This is a genomic window from Frankia sp. BMG5.60 (assembly GCF_059428125.1).
In genome coordinates this window covers 7,092,611-7,116,283 of the sequence record NZ_CM182091.1, presented here as the reverse complement: position 1 = coordinate 7,116,283, position 23,673 = coordinate 7,092,611, and the positions used below count along the sequence as shown (strand labels likewise).

Sequence of the window (23,673 nt, the reverse complement as noted above, 5' to 3'; positions counted from 1 at the left end):
GAGCAGCCCCGGGCATGGCCACCAGCCGGGACGCGGCGGGCCCGTCGGATCATCCGGCGGGTGGGTCTCGTCGAGGCTCGGGAACGCACACCGAGAGGGAGGTGCATCCGCCGATGGCGACGATTCCCCTGCGGACCCTGCATCCGCGACACGGCATCCACGAACCGACCAGCGGTACGCCCGCCCGCGCGGCCGGCTCGGTCCGCCGCACCACCACGATCGACATGCTGCGCCCCGAGGGGTTCGGCGGCCCGCTGCACCTCGTCGGGCGGGGCCGCGACCTGCGCACCGCCGACGCCCGACCGGGCGGCGACGGGCCGGGCGGCATTGCCGCGGGCGCCGAGGTGCTGGGCGAGGCGAAGGTGCATGCCGTGGTGGACTTCGCCGCCGGGCGGGAGCTACGGCAGATCATCAGTGCCCCGGCGCGACCGGCGTTGGCCGGGCTGGTCGGACTCTCGGTCGCCGCGGGCTTCCGCGCCCGGCTCGACGAGGCCGACCCGGCCGTGGCCGCCGAGGAGGACCTGCTCTACCTGCTGCTGGACGACCTGCCCGGCGCGGCGCTCGTCTCCGGCCACGCCTACGGCGCCGCCGCGCAGGACGCGCGGGAGACCGGTACCCCGGCGATCCCGCCGATGCGGCAGGGCGACTACCGGTACGTCACGGACCTGTGCGCGGGTTTCGCCACGGGTGGGACGATCATGAACGAGGTCGAGGCGTTCGGCCGCTCCCCGGTGGTGACCGGTCCGGTCGCCCCGTCGCTCGAACGTCCCGGTGACCCGTTGGCCTGGCACGACACCCCGCCGCTGCCCCCTCACGGCATGCGCCGGGCGCGCCGTGTCGACGTCCGTCTCGACGGCTCCGCCGCCCGCGCCCACGTGGACGCCCTGTTCCGGGACTCCTACGTCCTGCCCGAGGGCGTGGCGACCGTCATCCACGAGTACACCGTGACCGCCGAGGTCGACACGGCCACGTCGACGTTCCTGAGCTGCGAGGCCACGCCCCGCGCGCTGCCGTTCGTCGAGTGCCCGGCCGCCGCCGCCAGCGCCACCCGGCTCGCCGGGATGCCGCTGGCCGGGCTGCGCCCGTTCGTACGCCGGACCTTCCTCGGGACGTCGACCTGCACCCATCTCAACGACACGCTGCGCGTGCTGGAGGACGTCCAGGCGCTGCTCGGCCCGCTGCGGGCCGGCTGAACGCGCTGGCACCGAGCACAGCGCCGACACCGACGAAAGACGGAGAAGGATCATGAGCGACAGCGTGATGTACGACTCGCCGACCGAGTTCCTGCACGAGGCCGCCAACTCCGGCGACCTGTGCGTGGCCCAGTCGGTGCGGCCGAAGGACGACGGGACGTACACCATGGCCTGCTCGTGCGAGCGGTGGACGGCGAGCGCGCCCACCATGGAGGAGGGTCTGCGGCTGGCCCGGATGCACACCGGCTCGCAGCCCTGACCCCTCGTCTCGCGGCGGAGCCGCACCGCGCGGTGTAGGGGGAAGTCATTGACGTCGTAGGGGTTCGTCGCGCCCGACGTTCCGGACTCGGTTCCGTCGCGTCCGATCTTGGTGTCAAGCCATAGGCGGTGCCCCAATCGGGGTCGGGCGCTGATCCTTGGGGTGGTGTGCGACTTCGATCGCGCTCTTCATGATTGGCGCCTACGTCTTCGTCCGCATTGCCGAGAGTGCAAGATCGCCGGCTAGAGACTCGCAAACAGCGCAGCCGGCAGCCAACCATCAGCTCTGCCCTAAACCTCTCTCGTGTCGTTGGCCGATCTCGCGGCCTGACCCAACCGTCCGGGGTCCTGGGCGGCGTCATCGCTCGCCGGTCGAACAACGCGTCTACTGGCGAGCAGTCGGTTAACGACGTCTTCCAGGACTTCCCTGGGGGTCGGGGCCCCCTCCCGGTCCGTATCGATGGAGCTGCCAGGCTGGAACAATCGGGCGCGCGCCGCGTGCGGGATCGCTTCGCGGAGGCGCCGGGCCAACGTAACCGGGTCGTAGCCGGGTTCGGTCGCGTCGACCGTCACATGCGCGGTTGCCCGGTCGGGGTTCACGAAGTCGACGATGACCATCACGTGGCCTCACCGTCCGGCGGAACATCCTGGACGAACACGAGCATGGTGGAATCGCCGCTGCTGATCCCCTCGACCAGGCGAGCCCCAGGCGCCACGTCGCCCAGGGCAAGCAAGATGTCGGCCAGTCTCACGCCCGTATCGACGATCGCCGTGGTGCGGCCGGCCGAAGTGTGGCGCACATTGACGCCCGGCATCGCCGGTGCCCGTACCGGGCGGGGTGCCTGTGGCAGCGCGTCCGGGCTGGGGGTCCGACGGCGGCTCCGTTGTCCTGTCACCGTCGCATCCCTACGTCTCCCTGGCCATGCATTCCGTCTGTCCTCCCGTTGCACGTCGAGGGCACCGGACACGCCCGCCTGCGGACAGAAGCGCGCCCGGTGCCGGTAGGCGCTCCGCCCGGGGGTTGGCGCTGGGGAAAGCTGCCCGGACGCAACGCCACACGAGCGTCACGCAGTACGACGGACACCGCTACCGCCCGCATGGGACGATCGGGGACGTCCTACGCCTACAGCGTCCCTAGGTGTCCCAGCGGAGTCAACATGCGAAATGAGCGTCTGTATTCGGCGTTACTGGCGAAGCATTGGAAGCATTCTGACTTTGCTGACGCCCTAGGGGTGGATCAGAAGACCGTGGAACGGTGGATCTCCAAAGGTCGCGTACCACACCGCCGGACAGCCATTGAAGCGGCGGCGCTACTGAAAGAAAACCCCGCCTATCTCTGGCCGAACCTTGGCAACCGGCCCGACCAGGATGGGAACCGTGGCGAGGTCATAACGGTCTACACCGAGCGAAGCGCAGTCCCGAAATCACTATGGCTCTCCCTCTTGGACCAGGCAAAGGAGAGCGTTGACATTCTCGTCTACGCCGGCCTTCACCTTCCCGAAGCTAATCCTAACTGGGTCCGGGAACTGCGCCGAAAGTGCGAGAGTTCGGTCTCGATGCGAATTGCCTTCGGCGATCCCGACTCCGAACAGGTGAAAATCCGGGGAGATGAGGAAGGTGTCGGCGCCGGAATGGCGGCCCGGATCAGGTATGCCCTGGCATGGTATCAGCCGCTACTCGGCTGCGAGAACCTGAGCGTCGGGTTCCATTCTACCGTTCTGTATAACTCGATACTCAGATTCGACGACGAGATGCTCGTCAACCCGCATGTGCTAGGGATGCCCGCGTTCCGTGCCCCCGTGCTGCATCTACGCAGAATCCCCGGTGGCCCTCTATTCGAGACGTACGCCGAATGCTTCGAGAACGTATGGAAGACCTGTCGTCCCTACGAAAAAGGAGAATAGACGTGCCTCGCAAGGACTACCTCAACGACCCGAACGCGCCCACCGCGAACAGCATCGTCGCCGCGGTTAGCGCCATCGTGACAGACGATCAGGGGGCGCTGCTACTCATTCACCGGACCGACAATAAGTACTGGTCCATCCCGGGGGGAGGGATCGAGCCTGGCGAGACGGTACGGCAGGCAACCGCCCGCGAGGTGAAGGAAGAAACGGGCATCGACATCGAGGTAACCGGCATCGTGGGGATTTTTTCGAACCCCGGTCATGTGGCGGCCTACGACGATGGCGAGGTCCGCCAAGAGTTCTCCATCTGCTTCACTACGCGCATGCTGGGCGGCGAGATAGCCACGAGCTCGGAATCATCGGAAGTACGCTTCGTGGCACCACAAGACCTAAGCGAGTACCAGATTCACGAGTCCATACAGGCTCGCATTGATCAGTACCTGACCGGAGGCGCGCCGTACATCAGCTAGCACCACCCGCCGGGCAGAGCGGAGCCGGGCCCCGTTTGTCCACTCGACTTCAAAGGTGGGCACGGTCCGACCTCCCGGGGCGAGTCAGCTCCCTTGGGGCCAGGTTGTCCCTCGGTCAGTGGGGTCAGCCGACGACGGCACGGTCACGCAGGTCCTTGATCTCTTCGTCGCCGTAGCCGAGTTCGCGCAGGATGGCCTCGGTGTGCTCGCCGGCCAGGCAGCCGCCCGGGCTGCGGGTGGCCGACCGGGAGAAGCGCACCGGCGGGCCCATGCGCAGGTGGTCGTCGAAGATGGGGCTCACGGCGGGCGAGGCGTACTCGGCGGCGAGGACCGGGTCGGTCTGGAGCTGCAGCTCCGCGTCCATCTCCGTGACCTGGACGCAGCCCACGTCGGCCGCGGTCAGCCGCTGTTCCCACTCGGCCGCGGGGCGGGTGGCGAAGATCCGGCCGAGTTCGGCGGCCAGCTCGTGATCGTGCTCGGCGCGCGCGGCGGCCGTGGCGAACCGAGGGTCGGCGGCCAGGGCGCCGGCTGCGAGAGCGCCGGCGGCCAGCTCGACGGCCGGATCCGCCGCGAGGGCGGTGACGAGTGACGCCCACTCCCGCGGTGCGGGCGCGGCGAGGAACACCCAGCCCCGCGCCGCCGGGTACATCCGGTAGAGCGCGTTCAGGCCATGCCCACCCTCGTCGACGACGGGCCGCGCCGGCCGGCCCTCGTACTCGACGACCTGTTCCATCAGCGCGTGCATCCCAGTCGCGATCATGGTGACGGTCATCGGGCCGAGGGGACGGCCGCGGGTGCGGGCCAGCAGGCCGAGCGAGATCGCCGAGGCCACGCCGAGCGCGGCGAGCCCGTCGGCCTGCAGGCTCGTCACCGCCGAGGCCGACCTGAGCCGCACGGCGGCGGATGTGATCTCCGCGAGCGAGCTGACGTTCGCGGCGCGCGGCGCCTCGGTCATCGCGATTCCGGTGGCCGCGCCGATCGACGGCGCATAGGCGGGCTTGTCCCCGAAGGGGCCGTCGGTGCCGTATCCCGGGGCGTTGACGTAGACGAGGTCCGGGTTGACCGCCCGCAGCGTGGCCGCGTCGACGCCGGCCCGCTCGGCGGCGCCGGCGCGGAACGCCTGCAACACCACGTCGCTGCGGCGGGCCAGCTCGTGCACGATGCGCCGGCCCTCGTCGGTGCCGAGGTCGAGGGCGATGCTCTCCTTGCCCTGCATGACCCGCACCGCGCCGAGCTCCGGGAAGGGCAGGATCCGGCGGATGGTGTCGCCCGCCAACGTCTCGACCTTGATCACGCGGGCGCCGAGGTCGGCCAGCATGGTCGTGCCGAACGGGGCCGCGAACATCAGCCCGAACTCGAGAATGGTGACCCCGGTCAGCGGCGGACCGACCGGCGCCGACACGGCGGGGCCGGCAGCCGGGACGGCAGCAGGCGGGGCGGCAGCAGGCGGGGCGGCAGAGCGTGGGGCGCCAGTGTGCGGGGAGGCGGAGCGCGGGGAGGCGGCCGAGGCGCGCAGTTCGGCGCCGTGTTCGTCCGGCCGGGGGGCGGGGCGCGGCGTTGACAGCGGGGCACTGTCGACGTGCACGAGGGTGGTGGGGCGGCGGACCGGGCCGTGCTCGGCGGTGTCGAGGACGACGACGCGGCCGTCATACCGGATCTGCGGATGGTCTAGCACGCCCGAGGCGACGTTGAACACCTCGGCGTTGATGTCCGGGTTGGTCGCGAAGACGTGCTGCCAGTCCGCGAGGGTACGCTCCCCCACCTTACGGATCATGATCTCCCAGAGCTCGGTGCGTAACTCCTGGGTCTCCAGGACGGGTAGGCCCGCCCACTTCGGATCGTCCAGCAGCGGCGTGAGACCGAACTCCGCCAGCATCGCCGCGAACAGGCGGGGCTCGACCTGGGCGAACTGCAACCAGTGGCCATCCCTCGTCGGCGCCACGAGCAGGGGGTAGATCAGCGCGCTGACCGGGTCGCCCGCCGGGGTGGTGGCCTCGACGGATCGGTAGGCGTCGGGAAAGCGCACCGCGACGAGGTGCTCGAACCAGCTCCACGTATCGATCATGCTGACCCCGCGGACCAGGTCGGCCTCCACGTGCTGGCCGAGCCCGCTCGACTCCCGCTCGACCAGCGCGGCCACGATCCCCTGCACGGCGGTGTGGGCGGCACCCCAGGTGGCGAAGGCGACCGAGCAGTACGCCGGGCCGGGCCGGGAGACCAGCCGTCGCTTGGCGTGGAACATGCCGAGCTTCGCCATGACCAGGGCCTCGTAGCCCTTCAGGTCCGCCCAGGGCCCGGACGAACCCCAGCCCGTGATCGCCACGCTGACCAGGCGCGGACTGCGCCGGGCGAGGTCGTCGGGGCCGAGGCCGAGGCGACGGGCGGTCCTGGGGCGCAGCGTGGTCACCGCGACGTCGGCGCCGGCGAGCAGCCCGTCGAGCACGGCCCGGTCGGCCGGGTGGCGCAGGTCCACGATGACACTGCGCCGGCCGCCGCCGACGGCCGGCCAGGCCGGCGAGCGGCGCAGCGGGCTGCCCCCCGGCGGCTCGACCCCGACGACGTCGGCGCCGGCGTCGGCCAGGAACTGGGTCGCCAGCGCCCCGGGCATCGTCGTCGACAGGTCGATCACCCGCAGTCCGGCGAGCGGCGGCCTCGTCGCGGACGCCGGGCCGTCCGACCGCGACCGCGACCGCGGCCCGGACAGGGACTCTGTGCTCATTCGGACTCCAGACGCAGCCGCGGATCCGGGGAGGATTACCTAGAACACATAGTGCGACATGTTAGGTAGATCACAGCAGGTGTCAAGAGTCGGGATCGGCGGGCGGTCGGCACCATGACTGTTGTCATGCGGGAGCGGTGACGCTCATGACTGGGACCGTCGGCGCGCGGCCGGGATCCTCGGTCCATGACGAGGAACCCACCGCCGCCAGGCGCGCCGCCGCACAGCGTGCAGCTCGCCGGCCTCCGCAAGCGGTACGGCGGTGTGCAGGCCGTCGACGGCGTCGATCTGGTCGTGGCCCCGGGCGAGGTGGTCGCCCTGCTGGGTCCGAACGGCGCCGGCAAGTCGACGACGATCGACATGCTGCTGGGCCTGACCCGCCCCGATTCCGGCGAGGTCCGGCTGTTCGGCCGCGCCCCGCGCCAGGCGTGCACCGCCGGGCTGGTCGGCGCGATGTTGCAGAACGGCGGGCTGCTGCCCGAGATCACCGTGGGGAAGATGCTGACGGCCGTGCGCGCCCTGTACCCCCGCGCGCTGCCGACCCGGGAGGTGCTGGCCCGCGCCGGGGTCGACGATCTCGCCGACACCCGCACCGACCGGCTCTCCGGCGGCCAGCGCCAACGGGTCCGCTTCGCCCTGGCCCTGCTGCCCGACCCGGACCTGATCGTCCTCGACGAGCCGACGGCCGCGATGGATGTGGCGAGCCGCCGGGCGTTCTGGACGTCGATGCGAGCCTGGGCGGCCGGCGGGCGGACCGTGCTGTTCGCCACCCACTACCTGGAGGAGGCCGACGCCTTCGCCGACCGGATCGTCCTGCTGCGCCGCGGCCGAGTCATCGCCGACGGCCCGACCACCGAGGTCAAGGCGCTCGTCGGCGGCCGGACGATCCGGACCACGCTGCGCGGACTGGACGCGGCCGGGCTCGCCGGGCTCGGCCGGCTGCCGGGCGTGGCGCGGGTCGAGGGCCGCGGCGACGCGGTCACGCTCACCTGCCCCGACAGCGACGCGGCCCTGCGCGCGCTGCTCGCCGCCCACCCCGCGGCCGAGGACATCGAGGTCGTCGGCGCCGGCCTGGAGGACGCGTTCGTGGCGCTGACCACCGACGACGCCGACCTCACCGACGCAGCGGCCGCGCCGCCCGCCGTCCCGGTCCCCGCGCGGCCCGCCACCGCCGGCCGGCAGGAGACCACCCGATGACCGGCAGCCCCGCAACCGCCTCCCCCACGGACGCCACCTCCGCCTTCCCCGCCGCCGTCCCCGCCCCCGCCGCCGACGCTGGCGGCACCCGGGACGCGGTGATGACCTACGTCCGCTACGTCCGGTCCGAGGTCACCCGGGTCTGGCGCAACACCCGCCTGCTGATCTTCACTCTGCTCCTGCCGATCATCCTGTTCGGCGCGTTCAGCTCCGGGAGCGAAGACGACCGCCTCGGCGACCTCGCCGTCGCCCCCTACATCATGATCAGCATGGCGTCGTTCGGGGCGATGAACGCCGTCCTCGGCAGCGCCGGACGGATCGCGACCGAGCGGTCCATCGGCTGGAACCGGCAGCTACGGCTGACCGCCCTGACCGGACCGCAGTACGTGCTGGCCAAGGCGACCACCGGCTTCACCCTGGCCGTGCTGCCGATCGTCGCGGTGTTCGTGGCCGGCGACGCGATGCGCGGGGTCCGGCTGTCGGCCGGGACGTACCTCGGCGCGGGCGCGTCGATCCTGCTCGGCCTGGTGCCGCTCGCGGCGTTCGCGATCTGGCTCGGCTACCTCGTGCGCCCCGAGAACATGCAGGCGATCACCGGTGGCGTGTTCAGCCTGCTGGCGCTGGCCGGCGGGATCTGGGTGCCGGTGGAGAACTTCCCGGGCTGGCTCGCCGACGTCGTGAAGCTGCTGCCCATGTACTGGTCGGCACAGGCCGGGCGGGCGGTGCTTGCCGGCGGCTGGATCGGCGCGCGCGGCCTGGTGACCCTGGCGTTGTGGACCGCCGTGCTCGGCGCGGTCGCCGGCCGCGCCTACCTGCGCGACCAACTCCGCGCCTGATCAAGCCCACACGGCCATCAAGCCCGCGCTCAATCGAGCCCGCGCTCAATCAAGCCGGCGAGGAGTGAGGAGGAAGGGAGAATATCTACTCTCCTCCACTCTCAACCTATAGCACACTAGGGGGCTTGCGGCAAGACCCGGGTCGTGCCGCAGAATCGCTGGCCGAGGCCGGAAGCTGCGGAAAAGGGGAGTCACGGAATGCGGGTGTTGTCGTCGACGACGAGGTCGCGCGGGGTCACGAGCCTCAGATCGGAACTGATGCCGTGAACCCCCTGGCCACCAGCGCGTTCGACCTTCCCGACCACCTCGGCCCCAAGGCCGACCCGAAGCTGATCGCCGGCGACGAGCGGCACTTCGCGGCCATCGCGGAGAGCCTCGAACAGTCGATCGCCGACCTGTCCGGCCGCCTCGACGCCGAGCGTAGGGCGCCCGGCGGCATCGGCCAGGCGGCGATGGACCGGGACCTGGAGATCCACCGGCTGACCGCTCGGCTGCGCACCCTGCGGCGGTTCGGGTTGGACCTGTGCCTCGGCCACATCGTCCGTGCGGACGACCCCGAGCCCCTGTATGTCGGACGACTCGGCCTCACGGACAGCGCCGGTCGTCGGCTGCTGCTCGACTGGCGTTCCCCCGCGGCGGAGCCGTTCTTCGGCGCGACCCATGCCAACCCGATGGGTCTGGCCAGCCGCCGCAGGTATCGCTGGACCCGCGGCCTGATCAGCGACTACTGGGACGAGGTGTTCAGCACCCAGGCCATCGCTGCGCGAGTGGCCCGGGGCCCCGCGTCGGACGGGTTCGACGGGCGCGCCGCGCTCGACGACCAGTCCGCCTTCATCGCCAGCCTGGCCGGCAACCGGTCGCCCCGGATGCGAGACGTGCTCGGCACCATCCAGGCCGATCAGGACGCCATCATCCGCGCGGGATCCGACGGCGCTCTCGTCGTCGACGGCGGTCCGGGGACGGGGAAGACCGTCGTCGCGCTGCACCGCTCCGCCTACCTGCTCTACTCCGATCCCCGGCTCGGTCACCGCCGGGGCGGCGTGTTGTTCGTCGGTCCGCACCGGCCCTACCTGGCCTACGTCGCCGACGTCCTGCCCGGCCTCGGCGAGGAGGGCGTGCAGACCTGCACCCTGCGGGATCTCGTCGTCGAGGGAGCCGTGGCAGAGATCGAGACCGACCCGGACGTGGCCGCGCTGAAGTCGTCCGCGAGCCTGGTGAAGGCGATCGAGACGGCCGTGCGGTTCTACGAGGAACCGCCCACCAAGCCGATGACGGTCACGACCCACTGGTCCGACCTCCAGCTGAGCGCCGACGACTGGGCCGAGGCGTTCGACGTACCGACACCCGGTACCGCACACAACGAGGCGCGCCAGGAGGTCTGGGCGGAGCTACTCACGATTCTGCTGGACTCCCACGAGGCCTCCCACGGCAGCGACGTCCCGGCCGACCAGCTTCGCAGGTCGCTGCTGCAGAACAGGCAGCTGCGGGCGGCCTTCAACCGGGCGTGGCCGCTGCTCGACGCGACCGACCTCGTCGCGGACCTGTGGTCGGTGCCCGCCTACCTGCACAGATGCGCTCCCTGGCTCAGCCGCGACGAGGTGCGGCGGCTGCAGCGCGGCGACGCCCGGGCCTGGACGGTGTCCGACCTACCGCTGCTGGACGCGGCGCGGCAGCGGCTCGGCGACCCGGCGGCAGCCCGGCGTAAGCGTCAGCGGGACGCCGCCATCGCCGCCGAACGTGAGCACAAGGCCAGAGTCGTCGACAACCTGCTCGAGGCCGACGACGAGTACGGCATGGGCCTGGTGACGATGCTGCGCGGAGAGGACTTCCACGACGTCCTCGTCGACGAATCCGCACTAGCCAGCGCCGACCCGGACCTGCTCGCCGGCCCGTTCGCGCACATCGTCGTCGACGAGGCGCAGGAACTTACCGACGCGCAGTGGCAGATGCTGCTGCTGCGTTGCCCGTCCCGCAGCTTCACCATCGTCGGAGACCGCGCCCAGGCCCGGCACGGGTTCACCGAGTCGTGGCAGGAACGGCTGACGCGGGTCGGGTTCGACCGGATCAGGCAGGCCGGTCTGACCATCAACTACCGCACCCCGGAAGAGGTCATGGCGCAGGCCGAGCCGGTCATCCGGGCCGTGCTCCCGGACGCCAACGTGCCGACCTCCATCCGCAGCAGCGGCATCCCCGTCGTGCACGGAGCCGCTTCGGAGCTGGGCTCGATCCTCGAAACCTGGCTCGCCGCGCACGCAGACGGGATCGCCTGCGTCATCAGCGCTGGTGACGTCCAGGACGCGACGTTGCGGACGACGCCCCGCATCCGGTCGCTGACCCCGGAGCTGTCGAAGGGGCTCGAGTTCGACCTGGTCGTCCTCGTCGACCCGGAGGCGTTCGGCGACGGCATCGAAGGAGCCGTCGACCGGTATGTCGCGATGACCCGAGCGACCCAGCAACTAGTCATCCTCCAGCGGACCGAGCAGGCTGACTAGGCAGGACCGACTGAACAGGCAGGACCGACTGAACAGGCAGAGCCGACTGAACAGGCAGAGCCGACTGAACAGGCAGGGCGAGTGGGCGGGTGAGGACGATGTCCGGATTGGCCGGCTCGGGCGCGGGCGGGGCGTCCCCGGCGGGGGCGCTGCGCCGCTGGCTGTTGCAGCCGGCGCTGCCGCAGCCGGCGCGCCTGGATCAGCGGGGCGGCCTCCACAGAGACCCCTGGCGGTGGCGCCGGGTCGCCGGCATCTTCCTGATCTATCTCGGCTACGCCGTCTCGGACATGTTCGCCCTGCACGATGGCGCCGGCGTCGTCGTGTTCGGCTGCGCCGTGCTCGTCGGGTTCAGCCTGCTCTACCTGTGGGCGGTTCCGCTGGTCGCCTTCCGTGGCCGCCGGGAGCTGCGGGAGCCGCTGCTGCTCGGTCTGGCCGCCTGCATCGCCGTCTACCTGCCGGTCGCCGGCGGCGGCGGCCTGGTGATGACGATCTACCTGGCCGTCGCCCTCGTCCTGCTGCTGCGCCCGGTCGTCTCCGTCCCGCTGATCCTCGTGATCGCCGCCCTCGACACCTGGCTGCCCGAGCACGTCAGGTGGTGGCATTCCCACGGTGAGCAGTGGTCGCTGTCCGGGCCCGTGCTGTTGGGCGCGGTGACCATGCTCGTCCGCGCCGGCGCGCGTAACCAGGTCGAGCTGTCCCGCGCCCATCGGGAGATCGAACGGCTGGCCAAGGAGCAGGAACGGCTGCGGATCGCCCGCGACCTGCACGACCTGCTCGGCCACGCGCTGACCACGATCACGGTGAAGGCGGAGCTTGCCTCAAAGCTCGCGGCCCGGGACCCGGCGCGCGCAGCCGGCGAAATGGCGGAGGTCGCCGCGCTCGGCCGGCAGGGCCTGGCCGACGTGCGGGCCACCGTCGCCGGCTACCGGGAGGTGAGCCTGGTCACCGAGCTCGCCGCGGCCCGGCAGGTGCTCGCCGCGGCGGGGATCAGGGCCGAGCTGCCCGCGTCCGTCGACGAGGTGCCCGGGGGCCTGCGGGAGCTGTTCGGCTGGGTGGTCCGCGAGGGCGTGACCAACGCGGTGCGCCACAGCGGCGCGCACCACCTTCGCGTCACCGTCGACGACCGCAGCATCGAGGTCGTCGACGACGGCACCGGACCCGCCGACGGCGCGGGCCCCGGCGGGGGCGCCGGCCTGGCAGGGCTTTCCGAGCGGGTCGCGGCGTCGGGCGGCCGGATCGAAGCCGGGCCCGCGGCCACGACCGGCCCCACGCCCGTCCCTCCACACGGCCCCACGCCCGGCGCCTCACGCGACCCCTCACGCGACCCCTCACGCGGCCCTGAGACCGACCCCATACCCGGCCCCTCACGCGGCCCTGAGCCCGGCCCCACGCCCGGCTTCCGGCTGCGGGTGGTCGTCGCGCCACCCGCCCCCGCGGACAGCGCGAACCTCGAGGTCACGCAGACAACCGGCGGCCCCGCGCAACCGGCCACGGCCACGGCCACGGCGCGCCGATGATCAGGGTTCTCCTGGCCGACGACCAGCATCTCGTCCGCGGCGCGCTCGCCGCGCTGCTCTCCCTGGAGGACGACATCGAGGTCGTCGGCCAGGTCGGCCGCGGCGACGAGGTGGTCTCCCAGGTCGGCGCGCTGCACCCGGACGTCGTGCTGATGGACGTCGAGATGCCCGGCATCGACGGGCTGGCCGCCGCGGCGGCGGTGCGCGCCACCGCGCCGGCGACCCAGGTCCTGATCGTGACCACCTTCGGTCGCACCGGCTACCTGCGCCGGGCGATGGAGGCCGGCGCGCTCGGCTTCGTCGTCAAGGACGCGCCCGCCGAGACCCTCGCCGCCGCGATCCGGCGGGTCGCCCGCGGGGAGCGGGTCGTCGACCCGACCCTCGCCGCCGCCACCCTCGCCGGCGGGGCGAGCCCGCTCACCGGCCGTGAACGGGACGTCCTCGTCGCGGCCCGCGACGGCGCGACCGTCGCCGACATCGCCAAGCGGCTGTTCCTCTCCGAGGGCACCGTGCGCAACTACCTGTCGTCCGTGATCGCGAAAACCGGCACTCGCAACCGGATGGAGGCCCTGCGCGCCGCCGAGGAGTCCGGCTGGCTCTAAGTGCCCGCAGCAGCGGCGGCCCCGCCCCCGCGAGGAGGCGATGTGCAGGGCAGCGGCGCCTCCTGTCTCTTCCACAGGGATAAATCGGACGCCGAACCCTGTGGAAGAACCATGAAGGCGCTCTCCCATGCATCCTGGCTGTGCGGCTTGGGTGGTTCCGGGGTGGTTCGACTGTCGGCCGGGCGACGGAGGATTGCGCTCACGGCGGCGAGGGCATGATCCTCGCCTGTGGCGTGGGCCCGGTCCCGCCGCGTTCGATCTGGAGGAGTTCGATTCCGGAACGGTTCGGTTCCGGAGGGGGACGATCCCGAACGAGGACGATCCCGGAGGGGGACGACGGCCGTGCTGCTTGCCGAGGACCTGTTGCTGCTCGCGCTCGACCCGGGCCGCGGGACTCCGGTGAACTCCTCCCGCGAGCCGCTGGGGGTCGCCCTGTGCGGCGCGCTCGTCGCCGAGCTGGGGCTCGCGGGGCTGGTCGCGGAGGACGGCCGGCGGCTCGCGCCGATCGGTGTCCCTCCCGCGCACCCGCTGCTCGCCGACGTCCACGCGGCGCTCGGCACGGTCCGCGGGCGGCGGGCGGCCGACCAGCTCCATCGCCTGGACGGGGCGGTCGGCGGGGTCTGGTCCCGGGGCGTCGACGGGCTCGTCGACACCGGGGTGCTCGGGCGCCGGCGTGACCGGGTCCTGGTCGTGCGGATCACCCACCACCCCGTGCTGCGCGGCGAGGCACGCGACGAGGTGGTGAAGCGGATGCAGGCGGCCGCGGCCGGCGACGGGCCGCTGGACCCGCGCACGGCCACCGTGCTCGCCCTGTCCGGGCCGTCCCGCCTGCTGGAGGTGGTCGCTCCGCAGCGTGCCGACCGCCACCACGCCAAGGCCCGCATCGCCGCGGCGACCGAGCAGACGCCGATCGCGCCGATCGTCCGGAAGGTCATCCAGGAGGCGCAAAACGCGGCGGCCGCCGCCGCGACCACCGCGGTCATCGCCAGCACGGCGTCGAGCTGATCGGGACCTGATCGGGACTGGAACTCTCCCCGCTCGCCCTGTGCAGTAACCCAGGAAGGCCACACGCCACACGGCCGCCGCACCGTCGTCGTCCAAAAATCTCACCCTAAAGTCATCATCCGACTCCCCTGTGCAATCTCTCATCAGGAGTGACGCCGGATGACGCATGCCCGTGGCGCCGCCGATCCCGGCGGTCGCCCCCGCCGATCCCACGCCGCCCGCCGGTCGGGGCGGCCCTCCGCCCGGGCCACCAGCGGGCCGGAGCCGGGCGGAGCAGTCGAGGTAGGTGGAGCAGCCGAGGCGGGCGGGGCCGGCGGGACAGGCGGGCTCGTCGCGCGGACCGTCTCCGCGGGCGTGCTCGCGGTGCAGGTCGTCGCCCTGCTCCTGGTCGGCACCTACGCGCGGCGAGGTCCGCGGCTGTGGGGATTCCCGTTCTTCTACTGGTACACGCTGCTGTGGCTCCTGCTCGGCGCCACCGGGATGGCCGGCTGCACCTGGCTGCTGGGCCTGGCCGCTCGACCCCCCGCCGAGGCGGGCGCCCAGGCCGGTCAGGCCGGTCAGGCCGGTCAGGCCGGTCAGGCCGGTCAGGACCGACGGGACGCCACCCGCCCTGACCGGGGGGACCGGTGACGCGGGGCGGCGCCGGGCTGACGCCGACCGGCGGTGCTCCGCTCGCCGCGCAGCCGCTTCACACTCCCTTCCACGGGGTGGAGTTCGCGGTGTTCACCGCCCTGTTCGCCGCGGTGGCCATCCTCGGTTTCGGCGCGGTCCGCTGGCGACGCACCGGGCCGGGGCCGCTGACGAGCCTCGACGAGTGGGGGCTCGGCGGGCGCGGATTCGGCTCGTTCGTCGCCTGGTTCCTCATCGGCGGCGACATCTTCACCGCGTACACGTTCGTCGCCGTGCCCGGCGCGATGTATGCGGCGGGCGCCGTGTCCGGCTGGTTCGCCGTCGCCTACACCACGATCGTCTGGCCGATGGTCTTCGTCCTGATGCCGCGGCTGTGGACGGTGGCGCACCGGCACGGCTACGTCACCCCGGCCGACCTCGTCCGCGGCCGGTACGGCTCGCGTGCGCTGGCCCTCGCGGTCGCCGTCACCGGCATCGTCGCGACCATGCCCTACATCGCCCTGCAGCTCGTCGGCATGCAGGCGGTGCTGGAGGTGATGGGCGTCGGGACGAACAGCGACAACCCGTTCGTCCGCGACCTGCCGATCATCGTGGCGTTCGGCATCCTCGCCGCCTGCACCTACACCGCCGGGCTGCGGGCGCCGGCCCTCATCGCGTTCGCCAAGGACCTGCTCATCTACGCCGTCGTGCTGGTCGCCGTCGTCGTCCTCCCGCACCGGCTCGGCGGCTTCGGCGCGATCTTCGACGCGGCCGAGCGGAAGTTCGACGCGGCGAACGCCGTCGCGGCCGGGGCCGGTCGGCCGGCGACGGCCGTGTTCATCCCCGGGCCGAAGGACTTCCTCGCCTACGGCACCCTCGCGCTCGGCTCGGCGATGGCGCTGTTCCTGTACCCGCACGCGATCACCGGCGTGCTGGCGACCCGCGGTCGGGAGGTCATCCGCCGCAACACCACCGTCCTGCCGCTGTACTCACTGCTGCTGGCCTTCCTCGCGCTGCTCGGCTATGTGGCGATCGCCGCCGGGGTGCACACCACGAACCCGCGCCTCGCGGTGCCGCTGCTGTTCGAGCAGGAGTTCCCGGCATGGTTCACCGGCATCGCGTTCGCCGCGGTCGCGATCGGCGCGCTGGTTCCCGCCGCCATCATGTCGATTGCGGCGGCGAACCTGTTCACCCGCACCATCTACGTCGGGCACCTGCGGCCGGGGGCGACGGCGGCCGAGCAGACCGCCGTGTCGAAGGTCGCGTCGCTGCTGGTGAAGGCCGGGGCGCTGGTGTTCGTCCTCGGTCTGGACACCCAGAACTCGATCAATCTGCAGCTCCTCGGCGGGGTCTGGATCCTGCAGACGTTCCCGGCGGTCGTCCTCGCCCTGTGGCGGCCCCGGCTGCACCGGCGGGCGCTGCTCGCCGGCTGGCTGGTGGGCATGTGCTACGGCACCGCCGAGGCGTACGCGCAGCACAGCGCGGCCGCCCGCCACTTCGGCGGGTCGCTGGCAACCGTGCCGGGGCTCGGCCACGCCGGCTACATCGCCGTGACGGCGTTCGCGCTCAACCTGGCCGTCGCCCTGCTCGGCACCCTGGTGCTGCGCGCCGTCGGCGTCCCGAACGGACCCGACGAGACCGCCTCCGCACCCGACGCCGACGACCCCCACACCACCGAACGCGATGCGAACGCACCCGATGCGAACGAACCCGATGCGAACGAGCCCGGCGGGACCGTGCCCGAGCAGTCCCGTCAGGCGGTGGAGGTCGACGGCTCGCCGCCGTCGTAGGTGCTGATCTCGATCAGGTTGTCCTCGGGGTCGCGGACGGTTCGACGTCGGCCACGGTCAGCACGAGGTGGTCGATGCGGTCGATGTGCATCTCGGTCCGCCTCCGGAGTTAGCTGATCCCACGGCCACCGTAGGTCCGCTCACGGCGCCCGGCTGGATCATTGTCCGGCGCGGGTCACCACACTCTCGTGCAGGCTCAGTCTGGGCACCGTCGCACCGCACCGGTGTCCGAGCCCTGCTCCTCCCCGCCCACCCGAGAGGACCAGCCATGTCCGTGCTCGACGACGCGCGATCCCTGTCGGACGATCTCGTGCACCTGCGGCGTCGCCTGCACCGCGAGCCGGAGATCGGCCTGGATCTGCCGCGGACGCAGGACAAGGTGCTCGCCGCCCTCGACGGGCTCCCGCTGGAGGTCACCACCGGCCGCGGCGCGAGTTCGGTGACCGCCGTCCTGCGCGGCACCGGCGAAGGAGCGGGTCCGGGGCACGCGCCGTCGGTGCTGCTGCGCGGGGACATGGACGCGCTGCCGGTGCAGGAGAGCGCCGGGTTCGACCACGCCTCCACCGTCGAGGGCGTGATGCACGCCTGCGGCCATGACCTGCACACCGCCATGCTGGTCGGCGCGGCACACCTGCTCAGCGCGCGCCGCGATCGGCTGCCCGGCGACGTCGTGTTCATGTTCCAGCCCGGGGAGGAGGGCTGGGAGGGCGCGCAGCAGATGATCGACGAGGGGGTGCTCGACGCCTCCGGGCGGCGGGTGTCGGCGGCCTACGGGCTGCACGTGTTCTCCGCGGCGCTGCCCCGCGGCCAGTTCGGCGGCCGGACGGGCGCGATCACCTCGGCGTCCGCGATGCTGCGCGTCACCGTGCGCGGCGAGGGCGGGCACGGCTCGATGCCACACCGCGCGCACGACCCCGTCATCGCCACCGCCGAGATGGTCCTCGCCCTGCAGACGATGGTGACCCGCCGGTTCGACGTGTTCGACCCGGTGGTGCTGACGGTCGGCGTCCTGCGGGCCGGAACCCGGCGCACCGTGATCCCCGACGAGGCGTACTTCGAGGCGACCGTGCGCACCTTCTCCCCGGGCACCGACGAGCTGGTCGAGCAGGCCGCTCGCCGGCTGCTGCGGGGCATCGCCGACGGGCACGGCGTCACCGCGGACGTCGAGTTCGTACCCGAACGACCGGCGACCGTGAACCATCCGGCCGAGACGGCGCTCGCCGCCCGCGCCGTCGCCGAGACGTTCGGTGAAAGCCGCTACACCGACCTCGCGCACCCGCTGGCCTGCTCGGAGGACTTCTCCCGGGTGCTGGCGCAGGTGCCCGGCAGCTTCGTCGCCATCGGCGCGACCGCCCCGGGCGCCGACCCGCACACCGCGCCGTTCAACCACAGCCCCCGCGCCCGGTTCGACGAGACCGTCCTGCCCGACGGCGCCGCGCTCTACGCCGAGCTCGCCACCCGCACCCTCGCCGCCGCCGGCACCCCGGAGCCGGACCCGCGCCCCGGCCCGGCCCGGCGCTGACCCAACGGCGGGGTCTCCACGCCGTTGGGGCTGGAGTCCGGCCCGGTCGGCCGCTGAGGGGCCTCGACCCGCGGCGACGACGGAGACCACGTCTCTGCCCGAGCACCTCTGCCCGAGCACCTCATCTCGGCACAATGTCCGGGGCCGATCGCCGACCCGTCGCCCGGCTGTCACCGCGGCGTACCCGGCGGCCGCGCCGGGAATGGCACAGCCCGTGCCATCATGAGGCCGTGGGATTCGCGGGCCGCCCGACCGGCCGCCCCGACCACGCACCGACGACGAGTGCCGACGATGCGTACCGACGATGCGTACCGATGATGAATGAGGATTACAGATTGAATGATCGGGTGATCTCCGTGGTTCGGGACTATCTGGTCGCGTACCCGGCGGAGGCCGAGGGGCTGATCCCGCTGCTCGACCTGGCGGCCACCGCGGCGCCGGTCACCGCCCGCACCACCCTGCCAGGCCACGTGACCTGCGGGGCGATCGCCGTGGACACGACATTTCGTGTTCTACAGGTCCGCCACCGCACCCTCGACCGCTGGCTTTTCCCGGGCGGGCATGTCGACGACGACGATGCCACCCTCGCGGCCGCCGCCCTGCGGGAGCTCGCCGAGGAGACCGGCGTTCTCCCCTCGGCGGTCCGGCCCCTGCGTAATCTCCCGGTCGACATTGACGTCCATGCGATTCCCCAGAATCCGGAGAAGGGCGAGCCGGAACACACCCACTATGATTTCCGGTTCATTTTCCAGATCCTGCGGTCCACGGGTCCGGGCACGGTGGACCTGCGCCTCGACGAGGTCACCGACCACCGGTGGATACCGGTGTCGGATCTGGGCGGACCCACCGGGGCGAGAATCTCCGCCGTGCTTGCCGGCTGACCTACCGCGTCGCGGTCGTCCGCCCGCGCTCGTCCGCCCCGCGCACGTCCATCCCGCCGTCGCCCTGCCCGCCGGCGCCGCCCGCCCGGTCCTCGAGGGCATGCTGGGGAGGCTGGGCATGCCGGGGAGGCTGGGCATGCTGGGATGCCTGGGCATGCTGGGGATGCCGCCGCGACCACAGCCACCGGCCGCCCTCGATCGCCACGGTGACCGTCCCCGCCAGCCCGAACGCGAGCAGGAATCCCTTCCACGGCGCGTCGGTGAAGGTGGACCCGCCCACGAAGCCGAGCAACGCGTTGTAGCCGCTCCAACCGAGGGCGCCGACGGCGGCCGCCGGAACGAACCGCCGGTAGTCGAAGTGGGTGGTGCCGGCCACCAGGGTGGTGGCGGTCCGGCCGCCCGGCACGAACCTGGCAGCGATGATCAGGGTGACGCCGCGGCGGTCGAGGGTTCGCCGGGCCCAGTCGAGCGTCCGTTCCCCACGAGGCCCCCGGACGACCAGGCGGGCGACGCGCTCGCCGAACAGGCGCCCCAGGCCGTAGGCGAGGTTGTCGCCCGCGAACGCCCCGACGGCCCCGACAACCATGATCAGTAGAAGGTTGAGGTCGCCGGAGCTCGCCAGCACCCCGCCGGTGATGACCATCGTCTCGCTGGGGACGACCGGCAGGACCGCGTCGAGCAGGCAGATCCCCCAGACCAGCAGATAGGTCCACCAGGCACCGGACATCGCGTCCACAAGTTGGTCGAACACAGCATGGGTCGTTTCCCGCCGGAGCCCGCGCAATCCGGCTGGGCGATACCGGTCACGACCTTCGCCGCCGGAGACGACCGGGTCAGCGAGGGCTCTGCCCGCGGAAGGCCGGCACGTGGTCCGCGACCCAGGTGGCGAAGGTCCGCGCCGGGCGGCCCGTGACCGCGGCGACGGTGTCCGACACCGCGACCGGCCTGCCGTCGCTGTCCGCCTGGTACCGCAGCAACGTGTCGACGATCCCGGGCCAGGCGGAGGGGCCCATCTGGGCCAGCATCCGAGCCCGTGCCTCGTCGAGCGAAAGGGCCTCGAAGCGCAGGGGGCGGCCGATCGCCGCACCGATCACCTCGACCTGCTCACGCGCCGTCGACGACTCCGGGCCGGTGAGGGCGTACCGCTTCCCCTCGTGACCGGGTTCCAGCAGCGCGCGGGCGGCCACCGCGGCCATGTCCCGCTCGTGGATCGGCGCGGAGTGGGACTCGGGATACGCACCGCGCACCACGCCCTCGGCCCGGATCGACGGCGCCCAGGCCAGCGTGTTCGTGGCGAACGCCCCGGGCCGGACGAAGGTCCACGCCAGCCCGGACGCCGCGATCGCCTCCTCCACCACCACGTGGCGGTGGGCGATCGGGGTCGAGGTGTCGGGATCCTCGGCCGACAGCGAGGACAGCAGCACGATCCGTTCGACCTTCGCCGCCGCGGCGGCGTCGAGGAAGCCGTCGATGCCCGCCGGTTCCGCGTAGAGGAACACGGCGGTCACGCCGTCGAGCACCGCCGGGATCGACTCCGGCCGGGCCAGGTCGGCCGCCGCGACCTGCACCCCCGCCGGCACGTCCGCCTGGGCCGGATCCCGGCTCACCACCCGCACCGCTGCGTCCGCGGCCAGCAGTTCGTCGATCAGCGCGCGGGCGACCGACCCGCGCCCACCCGTCACCAGAACCGTCATTCGCCCTCAGCCTCCTCGCGGTGCACGGACTGATCCATCCTGTCGGTCCGCCCCGATCCGGCATCCGGCATCCGGCATCACGCTCGGCGACCATCGCCACCTGACGTGCCGCCGGATCCGCCATGACCGTCAGCCGAGCCAGTCCTCGTCGGGTCCAGCCTTCACGATGAAGTCCTGTTCACGTCCATCCGACGCGCCGGATGACTTTGTCCGGTGGACACTGTCGAGTTCCGCATCAAACCCGCGGCGTTCCCGGCCGGCGCGGACACTGCCGTCGAGCCGTGGGTCAACGGAGTCCCCCTGCGGGATCTCGCCCGCGCAGTCGAGCTTCCGTTCGTCGAAGCGTGGGCTGTCACTGCGGAGACCCAGGTTGCTGGCCGCTGACCGCCGACATTGTGCTGACCCCGAGACGGTCGGGTGGCAGCATTTCCGAAACGGTCATCGATCCTGGGACCTCCATGCTCTCGGGCCCTTCCGGTTCGCCGCCTCGGACTACCTGGCCGCCCTTGACCGGACCAGCGACGGGCCCGATTCGACCCGGTGACGGACGGGACGCCCGGCACTGTCCGACGAGGTCTCCGCGCGGCAGGACGCGCCCCTGCGGTACTACCGTTGCGGCCATGGTGCGGCCGGCTCCCGTAATCGTGTCGAACGGTGTGGTGGCGCCCGCGGAGGCGGAGGCGGTGCTGCGTGGTCAGGGCCTCGACCCGCAGCGCTGGTCTGCCGGCCCCGCCGCCTGGTTCGCCGCGCATACCCACCCGGAACACAAGATCCTCGTGTGCGTGGCCGGGGAGATCACCTTCTTCGCCGGCGACGAGCGGTGGCCGATGGCTCCGGGCGACCGCCTCGACCTGCCGGCCGGGACGCGCCACGAGGCGTCGGCCGGCCCGGCGGGCGTGACCTGCGTCGAGGCGTTCCGAGCCGACTAGAGCCGATCAGCGGCCCAGGCATCCGCGGGTCCCGAGAAACTCCGTCGGCGCGTCGGCCGCGAAACCAGACGACGACATCCCGTTCCCTCCCGCCGAACGCGCGCCCCGGCCGGGTCAGGCAGCGCGGTCGGGTGGCGTGGGCGTCCAGATTCCGGCGTGGCGCTCGAGGACGACGGGAACGAGGCCGAACGGATCCGGGTGCAGGCGGCGGGTGAAGTCCATCAGCTCCAGCCGCAGGGGGTCGAGCCTCAGCAGCACGAAGTCGTCCCCGAGCGGGCCGGCGGGGAAGAAGGCGGCCAGCCCGTCCTCCCACTTCGCGGCGCGCTCGCGCTCGTCGTCGACCACGCTGACGGTCGCCGAGACGCTCAGGTACGCGAAGGCCGCCCGGTCCTCGACCGCGTACGCCACCCGGCTGTCGGGGTTCGCGGCGATGTCTGCGACCTTGCGGGAGCGCGGGCTGGTGCCGATCCACACGGTGAGGTCGTCGGTCACGGCGAGATGCTGGACGAGCCGGGCGTGGGAGGCGACCCCGTGGGAGGCGACCCCGTGGGAGGCGACCCCGTCGTGGGCGACCCGGCCGGACGCCTCGCCGCGAGCCGCGGCGCCCACGGTGGTCAGGAAGCCGTAGGGATTGCGGCGCAGCAGGGCCTGCGCCGCCGCCAGGGCCTCCTCGACGGGCCCCGCCCCGGGCGCGGACTCGGGAACGACATCGGGCATGGGACGGACGATAGCGACCGGCCGGGGCAACCACCCCGGCGCCCCGATCATCCCGGATCGGATAGCGTCCCGGTGGTAGGTACGGTTCCGTCCGGGCCACGGTCGGATCGCACCCGCGGTGGGCAACCGCCGGGATTACCGTCAGGGAGGCGTGGGACCGTGCGAGCGACCCTGCTGGAGGATGTCGGGAAGATCGCGCTGCGGGAGTTTCCCGACCCGGTCATCCAGCGCCCCACCGACGCGGTGGTGCGCGTGACCGCGAGCTGCATCTGCGGCTCCGACCTGCACCCCTACCGCGGCAAGATGCCCAGTGTGTTCCCGAAGCGCGTCGGGCACGAGTTCGTCGGCGTCGTCGAGGACGTCGGCGACGAGGTCACGACGGTGCGGCCGGGCGACGTGGTCGTCGCCCCCTTCCTGATCAGCGACGGCACCTGCCGGTACTGCCGCGCCGGCCTGCACACCTCCTGCGAGAACGGCTCGGTCTGGGGAACCGACGACAGGTCCGGCGCCCGCTCCGACGCCTGCCAGGGCGACCTGATCCGTGCGCCGTTGGCCGACGGGACCCTGGTGCGGGTCGGCACCGAGCTGCCCGACGCGTTGCTGCCCGACGTCCTGGCGCTGTCCGACGTGATGGGCACCGGTCATCACGCCGCGGTCTGCGCGGGGGTGGGTCCGGGTTCCACCGTCGTGGTCGTCGGCGACGGCGCCGTGGGCCTGTGCGCGGTGCTCGCCGCCCGCCGCCTCGGGGCGGAGCGCGTCGTGGCGATGTCGCGGACGCCGAGCCGGCAGGAGCTGGCGGCCGAGTTCGGCGCCACCGACATCGTCGCCGGTCGGGGCGCGGAGGGCATCGCGCAGGTGGCCGAGCTGCTCGGCGATGGAGCCGACGCCGTCCTGGAGTGCGTCGGCTCGCAGGAGTCGCTGGAGCAGGCCGCCGCGGTCGCCCACCCCGGTGGACGGCTGGGCTGCGTCGGCGCCCCGCTGGGCAACCTGCCCCTGGGCCCGTTGTTCATGAAGAACGTGCGGCTGGCGGGCGGGGTCGCGCCGGTGCGCGCCTACCTGCCCGAGCTGCTCGACGACGTGCTCGCCGGCCGGGTGCGGCCGGGGCGGATCTTCGATCTGGAACTGCCGTTGGACGAGGTCGCCGAGGGCTATCGGGCGATGGACGAGCGCCGGGCGATCAAGGTGCTGCTGCGTCCCTGAGCGCCGCCGCCCCTGAGCCCCCTCCGTCAGCCGCACCGCTCCGTCAGCCGCACCGCTCCTTGAGCCGCACCTCCTGAGCCGTGCCGCATCTGAGTCGCGCCCGTTCGGACGTCTGACTGTCCGGATCGCTTTCGTGCC

The 23,673-nt window shown here is 72.5% G+C and carries 23 protein-coding genes; 17 read left to right on the top strand and 6 right to left on the bottom strand.

What is annotated here, in order from left to right; translation table 11 throughout:
* Positions 1–113: 113 nt before the first annotated feature.
* Together AC5R91_RS29160 and AC5R91_RS29155 are read left to right on the top strand one after the other, a co-directional pair.
* On the top strand, positions 114–1,193 hold the full coding sequence (locus tag AC5R91_RS29160) for a DUF2889 domain-containing protein (protein WP_495394496.1): 1,080 nt from the start codon (positions 114–116) through the stop codon (positions 1,191–1,193).
* A 52-nt stretch (positions 1,194–1,245) separates the two neighbouring features.
* Positions 1,246–1,452, top strand: coding sequence for a hypothetical protein (locus AC5R91_RS29155; RefSeq protein WP_495394495.1), 207 nt, complete (start codon positions 1,246–1,248; stop codon positions 1,450–1,452).
* Positions 1,453–1,742: 290 nt separating this feature from the next.
* Here the strand turns inward: AC5R91_RS29155 and AC5R91_RS29150 are convergent, their stop codons facing one another.
* The gene (locus AC5R91_RS29150) at positions 1,743–2,069 is read right to left on the bottom strand and encodes a hypothetical protein (protein WP_495394494.1); all 327 of its coding nucleotides are present in this window, start codon (positions 2,067–2,069) and stop codon (positions 1,743–1,745) included.
* Entirely contained in the window at positions 2,069–2,266 is a 198-nt protein-coding gene (locus AC5R91_RS29145; RefSeq protein WP_495394493.1) for a hypothetical protein, read from the bottom strand. The genes AC5R91_RS29150 and AC5R91_RS29145 overlap by 1 nt, the downstream gene beginning before the upstream one ends.
* Before the next feature lie 417 nt (positions 2,267–2,683).
* On the opposite strand from AC5R91_RS29145, the gene AC5R91_RS29140 reads away from it, so the two are divergent.
* Positions 2,684–3,355, top strand: coding sequence for an XRE family transcriptional regulator (locus AC5R91_RS29140; RefSeq protein WP_495394492.1), 672 nt, complete (start codon positions 2,684–2,686; stop codon positions 3,353–3,355).
* A 2-nt stretch (positions 3,356–3,357) separates the two neighbouring features.
* The gene (locus AC5R91_RS29135; protein ID WP_495394491.1) at positions 3,358–3,825 is read left to right on the top strand and encodes an NUDIX hydrolase; all 468 of its coding nucleotides are present in this window, start codon (positions 3,358–3,360) and stop codon (positions 3,823–3,825) included.
* A 124-nt stretch (positions 3,826–3,949) separates the two neighbouring features.
* Here the strand turns inward: AC5R91_RS29135 and AC5R91_RS29130 are convergent, their stop codons facing one another.
* Entirely contained in the window at positions 3,950–6,544 is a 2,595-nt protein-coding gene (locus tag AC5R91_RS29130; protein ID WP_495394490.1) for a CaiB/BaiF CoA transferase family protein, read from the bottom strand.
* A gap of 186 nt (positions 6,545–6,730) precedes the next feature.
* Between AC5R91_RS29130 and AC5R91_RS29125 the strand changes: the two genes are divergently transcribed.
* The 10 genes from AC5R91_RS29125 to AC5R91_RS29080 all read left to right on the top strand — a co-directional run bounded on the left by AC5R91_RS29125 (position 6,731) and on the right by AC5R91_RS29080 (position 18,995).
* Entirely contained in the window at positions 6,731–7,741 is a 1,011-nt protein-coding gene (locus tag AC5R91_RS29125) for an ABC transporter ATP-binding protein (protein ID WP_495394489.1), read from the top strand.
* Positions 7,738–8,577, top strand: coding sequence for an ABC transporter permease (locus AC5R91_RS29120; protein WP_495394488.1), 840 nt, complete (start codon positions 7,738–7,740; stop codon positions 8,575–8,577). Before AC5R91_RS29125 ends, AC5R91_RS29120 begins: the two co-directional genes overlap by 4 nt.
* Positions 8,578–8,840: 263 nt before the next feature.
* The gene (gene helR, locus AC5R91_RS29115) at positions 8,841–11,069 is read left to right on the top strand and encodes an RNA polymerase recycling motor ATPase HelR (protein WP_495394487.1); all 2,229 of its coding nucleotides are present in this window, start codon (positions 8,841–8,843) and stop codon (positions 11,067–11,069) included.
* 98 nt (positions 11,070–11,167) lie between these two features.
* Positions 11,168–12,586, top strand: coding sequence for a histidine kinase (locus tag AC5R91_RS29110; protein ID WP_495394486.1), 1,419 nt, complete (start codon positions 11,168–11,170; stop codon positions 12,584–12,586).
* Positions 12,583–13,188 carry a response regulator transcription factor gene (locus tag AC5R91_RS29105; RefSeq protein ID WP_495394485.1) on the top strand — a complete coding sequence of 202 codons (606 nt, stop codon included), beginning with the start codon at positions 12,583–12,585 and terminating at the stop codon, positions 13,186–13,188. The genes AC5R91_RS29110 and AC5R91_RS29105 overlap by 4 nt, the downstream gene beginning before the upstream one ends.
* 342 nt (positions 13,189–13,530) lie before the next feature.
* A complete protein-coding gene (locus tag AC5R91_RS29100; RefSeq protein WP_495394484.1) occupies positions 13,531–14,193 on the top strand; it encodes a GOLPH3/VPS74 family protein in 663 nt (220 codons plus the stop codon).
* A 159-nt stretch (positions 14,194–14,352) separates the two neighbouring features.
* Positions 14,353–14,823, top strand: coding sequence for a DUF3311 domain-containing protein (locus AC5R91_RS29095; RefSeq protein ID WP_495394483.1), 471 nt, complete (start codon positions 14,353–14,355; stop codon positions 14,821–14,823).
* Complete coding sequence (gene mctP, locus AC5R91_RS29090) at positions 14,820–16,592, top strand: monocarboxylate uptake permease MctP (RefSeq protein ID WP_495394482.1); 1,773 nt, start codon at positions 14,820–14,822, stop codon at positions 16,590–16,592. The genes AC5R91_RS29095 and mctP overlap by 4 nt, the downstream gene beginning before the upstream one ends.
* Before the next feature lie 268 nt (positions 16,593–16,860).
* On the top strand, positions 16,861–18,114 hold the full coding sequence (locus AC5R91_RS29085; protein ID WP_495394481.1) for a M20 metallopeptidase family protein: 1,254 nt from the start codon (positions 16,861–16,863) through the stop codon (positions 18,112–18,114).
* Positions 18,115–18,449: 335 nt separating this feature from the next.
* Positions 18,450–18,995 carry an NUDIX domain-containing protein gene (locus tag AC5R91_RS29080; protein WP_495394480.1) on the top strand — a complete coding sequence of 182 codons (546 nt, stop codon included), beginning with the start codon at positions 18,450–18,452 and terminating at the stop codon, positions 18,993–18,995.
* A gap of 1 nt (position 18,996) precedes the next feature.
* On the opposite strand, the gene AC5R91_RS29075 is transcribed toward AC5R91_RS29080, so the two are convergent.
* Positions 18,997–19,746, bottom strand: coding sequence for a DedA family protein (locus tag AC5R91_RS29075; protein WP_495394479.1), 750 nt, complete (start codon positions 19,744–19,746; stop codon positions 18,997–18,999).
* 82 nt (positions 19,747–19,828) lie between these two features.
* Entirely contained in the window at positions 19,829–20,689 is an 861-nt protein-coding gene (locus AC5R91_RS29070) for an NAD(P)H-binding protein (RefSeq protein ID WP_495394478.1), read from the bottom strand.
* Between the two features lie 213 nt (positions 20,690–20,902).
* Here AC5R91_RS29070 and AC5R91_RS29065 point away from each other — a divergent pair, with 213 nt between their 5' ends.
* Together AC5R91_RS29065 and AC5R91_RS29060 are read left to right on the top strand one after the other, a co-directional pair.
* Complete coding sequence (locus tag AC5R91_RS29065) at positions 20,903–21,073, top strand: hypothetical protein (RefSeq protein ID WP_495394477.1); 171 nt, start codon at positions 20,903–20,905, stop codon at positions 21,071–21,073.
* Positions 21,074–21,333: 260 nt separating this feature from the next.
* Entirely contained in the window at positions 21,334–21,618 is a 285-nt protein-coding gene (locus tag AC5R91_RS29060) for a cupin domain-containing protein (RefSeq protein ID WP_495394476.1), read from the top strand.
* Positions 21,619–21,732: 114 nt separating this feature from the next.
* Here the strand turns inward: AC5R91_RS29060 and AC5R91_RS29055 are convergent, their stop codons facing one another.
* Positions 21,733–22,335 (bottom strand): pyridoxamine 5'-phosphate oxidase family protein, encoded by a 603-nt coding sequence (locus AC5R91_RS29055; protein WP_495394475.1) that lies wholly within the window; start codon positions 22,333–22,335, stop codon positions 21,733–21,735.
* Positions 22,336–22,494: 159 nt separating this feature from the next.
* On the opposite strand from AC5R91_RS29055, the gene AC5R91_RS29050 reads away from it, so the two are divergent.
* Entirely contained in the window at positions 22,495–23,535 is a 1,041-nt protein-coding gene (locus AC5R91_RS29050; RefSeq protein WP_495394474.1) for a zinc-dependent alcohol dehydrogenase family protein, read from the top strand.
* Positions 23,536–23,673: the final 138 nt, after the last annotated feature.